We start from the raw sequence: 4,276 nt of genomic DNA, 5'->3' as shown, positions 1-4,276 counted from the left end.
TCACTGACCATTTTGTGGGCCATGGGAATATTAAGGACTTGGCGCGTAAACGCTAAGCCGTTTTCCACGGGGTGATTATCCCGCGTTCGCCAATTGAACAAAAAGGCTTTATTGAAATGATCCGGTTCGGCATTCGCAAAATACGCCGTACTATCCGGCGTCATAATCACAAACATTTGCAACAGCGAGTAAATTCCCGTATATTTACCTTCCTGTGCGTATTTTTCAATTTGATTAAAAGCCTGGTTAAGTTCGACCGTGGCTTTTTTTAGTTCCAATTGAATTAAGGGTAACCCATTAATCAATAGGGTTACGTCAAAACGGCGATCAGGATCGACATCTTGAGTACCAGCTAACCGTGGTCGCACTGCTTGTCGCACCACTTCATAACTAGATTTACCGCCAGCAACGTCCGCTTTCCAAAACAACTCGAGCGTAACCGTGCCCAGCTTAGCATCATCACGTTCAACTTCAACTTTGCCAATGCCATTTTCGGCGGCTAGTAATTTAGCCGCTTCGTAAGGCGTCCGGACCTCAATTGCCCGTTTAACCTGATTAAATTCGGTATCAGTTAAGGGACGCCCCTGCAATTTAGCATAGTTATTGTTATTTAATTTATCGCGAAAATTAGCCCATAATTGATCCGGCGTCGCACCATATAGGTCTTTTCGTTCCACCCATTGGTTACTTCCGGTCGTTAAGGTTTTAACAACTTCTTTTTCAAATGACAGTTCCAACATAAAAACATTCCTTCCCCCCACCTTTAAATTACTCACTAGTTTATTATACGCGAACAGATTAGCGCTTAGGCTTCAATAATTTAATATAGCTAGGGGTAGATTGTCACCAAAAATGCCACCAACTCTTGTTAGTTTTATTTTTATGTATTTTTTTTTGCCCTTTATCCGTGCCAACAACACTATCTTTATCTTGCTTGTCGTTTTTATCCTTGCTGTGACTGGTATTAGCATTATTCGACAAGGTATCGTCCTTGTCGTTTGATTGTTGCTGTTGAGTTGAACTAGAAGATTCAAGAAGACCACTCAATTCTTGAATATGGTTCTTTAGTTGACGATTTTCGGCAAGTGTCGCTAACTGTAGTTGTTGCTGCTGATCCAAGGACTTTTGTAATTTGGAAATTTGTTGATCTTTAACATCAAGTTGTTTTAGCAAGATCTGATCAATATTTTTGTCCTTGTCGTTTTCAGCTTGCCGATTTGGTTGTCGTTCTTGTCGTTTTTGCTTGTCAAAATTAGCAAGCATTTTAACGCCTTGGTTGTCTATTTCTAGATGGTTTTTGACTTTATAAGTGTGTTTGCTTCGAAAGCCATTAATACTATTAATACGTTGATTAATAGCTTGTTTTGATAATTTCAATTCTTCTGAAAGTTGTCGAATAGTCTTGCCCAATAGTTTCACCACCTAATTAATCCGCCTTAAATTATAAGTTAAAAACGACAAGAACACCAATCGACAAGCAAAGCTTAAACTTGGTTGTCGTTCTTGTCGTTTTTTAAAATAGGTATCAATCTTCAAGCTAAACTATAATTGATTTGGTTCTGGTTGTTGCCACCAATGAATGTTGCTTTAACAGTAAACATCCCGAATTAACAACAACTAAAGTTTGCATCTAGTTTTTTCCCTAATGGCTTGTTTTGATACGCCAAACTCATCAGCAAGTTCTCTAATAGTTTTAGGCATGATTTCCAAACCCCTTTCGGAGTTCAGCAAGTGCTTCTTGTCTTGCTTGATCTCTGATTTTTTGATCATGTTCAGCTTGTTTTTCAGCCAGTACCTGTTTTTCAGTTGTTCCTAAAGGCAAGCATTTAACTTTGTCAATTGCACGCCACTTTTCTTTATCTGATAATTCATCATTGTGCTGAATGTTAAAGAGTTTTTGACGCTCATCTTGAAATTTGCCTTGAGAAAAATCATTTGCGTCCTTTCTTTCAGGTTTCCAAGTAAAAGAATAACCGATAACTGGTTTTCCTCTGCCTTTACCATATTTTTTTCTAATCGTTAGCCCTCTAAAAAGCGGGGTTAATTCTTCTCTAATTGGCTTAATAACCTTTTTGTCAACATTTGAAGGACTATTCCAATAACTTTTAGGTATATCAAGCAATTCAAAAAAATCTTCTTTAGAGAAATAAGAATAGCCAGTAGTTCGAAATTGCTTAATTAGACGAAACATTGTTTTAGCGTAACTGCTTTTTAAATTTCTAAATTCTGTTAGGGCATAACGAACCCAACTTTCTAAATCGTTTAGCAAGTGCAATGCTTTGGGATAAATCTGAATATCAACATAAGGTTCTTCAGCTTCACCTTTAATTTCAAATTCAGTAAACATAACAAAAAATTCACGATTTAAGCCACTCTTACTTCTACGGCCAAACCTAAGGCTGAGGATCTTTTGGTATGTATTTTCAATATCATCAATAAAACGTTTATTTGCGGTTGGTTTATAGTTACTAAGCTCTTTTAACTGGTCAAAAGAGAAACGAACAGTTTTATTCCCTTGATCCCGCATGCGGGAAACAATTGAAAAAAATAAATTCATCTCAATTGGGGTAAATTTTCTCAAGGGAATAGTATTCAACTCAGGATCATACTTAACTAACTCATTAGACATGATTATCACCTCAAACACATATTAAAATAAAAGTACCTTTTTATCAAGTACAGAACTTATAAAGGTACTTGATAAACAGACAAAAGGTACTTGATAAACAGACAAAAGGTACTTGATAAACAGACAAAAGGTACTTGATAAACAGACAAAAGGTACTTGATAACCTTCTGTGAGCCTTGGGAGAGTAAGACTCAAGGGGGGTCTAAAAGAGGTTTAAAAGAGGTTTATAAAAGAGGTATAAAAGAGGCACCACTGTACGCGATACAAACCTAAAACAAAAAACACACAAAGGAGTGAGCCAAAAACCGGCTCACATTAAACTCCAGTCGCACAGCTCCTTGCGCCTCACGCTGTTCGTTGCTTAAAAGGTGCGGCAAGCCACATTAATTCGGGCGCTGACGCCCCGAACCCCGTCCAAGCTGAGCCAGCTTGACTGCTTTTTCACTCGCCGTTAGGCAGAAAAGCAAAGTTTTATAGAAACTTTGGCTTTCGCCAATTCAGTGTTAAGACTGGTTAAGAGCTGTCAATTCCTTATGCTCCCACGCTGCGCTCGTCCGCTACCATTGACAGCAAACAGTTAGTTTTTCTGAATCTTAACAAGACTTTAACTGCTATATTCGTTTTTAAGGGCCTTATTTCTCGTTTCTAGCGGTTTTAAGACTGTTTATATATATTTATGCCAAAGGAAAAATAAAAAGCCCTCAACAGGCTCTTAGAGGGCTAAATAACGAAGCTAGGGCGATTAATAATATCTTCTTGTCTTTTTTTGCAAAATATAAGTGTATAAGGAATCATACAAATTCCTTTTGATCTCGTCAGGTTCATTGACAGAAGCTTCAAACAATTCTTGAATATCAACTTGCCAAGGATCAGCAAGCATTTCATCAATTGGTTTTAATACTTTCTTTTCGTCCATCTTAATGACTCCTAACATCAAAATAATGATTTCAGTTTAGATTTACAGATTTTACAGTACCGTTATTCCAATTTTGTTACCAAACTCATAAAGATTATCTGCACAAAGCAATTAAAAAATTTTGGCTTAAAACAGCGTAATCTGCAACACTTTTTAAGTATCTAAAGCATAACAAACTTAGTTAAGTGCAAGTATAAATTGAATTAAAAATACATTCAGTTTAACAACAGCAAAAACTGATTTTATGGTTATCAGAAGACCGAGTAAAACGAGGTCAATGCGCACTTACACATAGAATGAATTCTATGTTGTGTTAACCCCAAAATCCTGTATTAGAAGTCGCCGATGGCGACAACAAAGTCAAGCTCATAGAATCAAAGTAAAGAGGTGACTAACATGGCAATATTTCATATGAGTTTTAGTAATATTAGTGCTGGTAAAGGACGCAGTTCCATTGCCAGCGCCGCTTATAGAAGTGGTGAAAAATTATTTGATAATCAAGAAGGCCGCCACTATTCTTATGCCCGCTCGGTTATGCCAGAAATCTTTATTTTAACCCCAAAAAACGCACCAGAATGGGCCAGTAATCGAGAACAATTATGGAATGAAGTTGAAAAGAAAGATCGTAAATCAAACTCACGGTATGCAAAAGAATTTAACGTGGCTTTACCGGTAGAATTAAGTGAATCCGAACAGAAAGAATTACTGACAAAATATGTGCAAGAAAATTT

At 36.9% G+C, this 4,276-nt stretch carries 4 protein-coding genes and 1 pseudogene; 1 reads left to right on the top strand and 4 read right to left on the bottom strand.

Annotation, left to right across the window (positions count from 1 at the left end; translation table 11 throughout):
• From EKM99_RS15425 to EKM99_RS15405, 4 genes and pseudogenes are all read right to left on the bottom strand, one after another.
• Positions 1 to 740: type I restriction endonuclease (locus EKM99_RS15425; RefSeq protein ID WP_164511625.1), on the bottom strand; the 740-nt coding region annotated here is incomplete at its 3' end.
• Between the two features lie 103 nt (positions 741 to 843).
• The gene (locus tag EKM99_RS15420) at positions 844 to 1,410 is read right to left on the bottom strand and encodes a DUF536 domain-containing protein (RefSeq protein WP_125584190.1); all 567 of its coding nucleotides are present in this window, start codon (positions 1,408 to 1,410) and stop codon (positions 844 to 846) included.
• Positions 1,411 to 1,693: 283 nt separating this feature from the next.
• Complete coding sequence (locus EKM99_RS15410) at positions 1,694 to 2,629, bottom strand: replication initiation protein (RefSeq protein WP_027821372.1); 936 nt, start codon at positions 2,627 to 2,629, stop codon at positions 1,694 to 1,696.
• Positions 2,630 to 3,349: 720 nt separating this feature from the next.
• Positions 3,350 to 3,563 (bottom strand): annotated as a pseudogene (locus EKM99_RS15405) (hypothetical protein).
• Between the two features lie 378 nt (positions 3,564 to 3,941).
• Between EKM99_RS15405 and EKM99_RS15400 the strand changes: the two are divergent.
• Positions 3,942 to 4,276 (top strand): MobA/MobL family protein (locus EKM99_RS15400; protein ID WP_164511624.1); only part of this gene is annotated, 335 nt, incomplete at its 3' end.

This window comes from Levilactobacillus cerevisiae, from assembly GCF_003946245.1.
Classification (GTDB): domain Bacteria; phylum Bacillota; class Bacilli; order Lactobacillales; family Lactobacillaceae; genus Levilactobacillus; species Levilactobacillus cerevisiae.
Note: the sequence above shows the minus strand (reverse complement) of the source record. Positions and strands in the feature narration are given on the sequence as shown.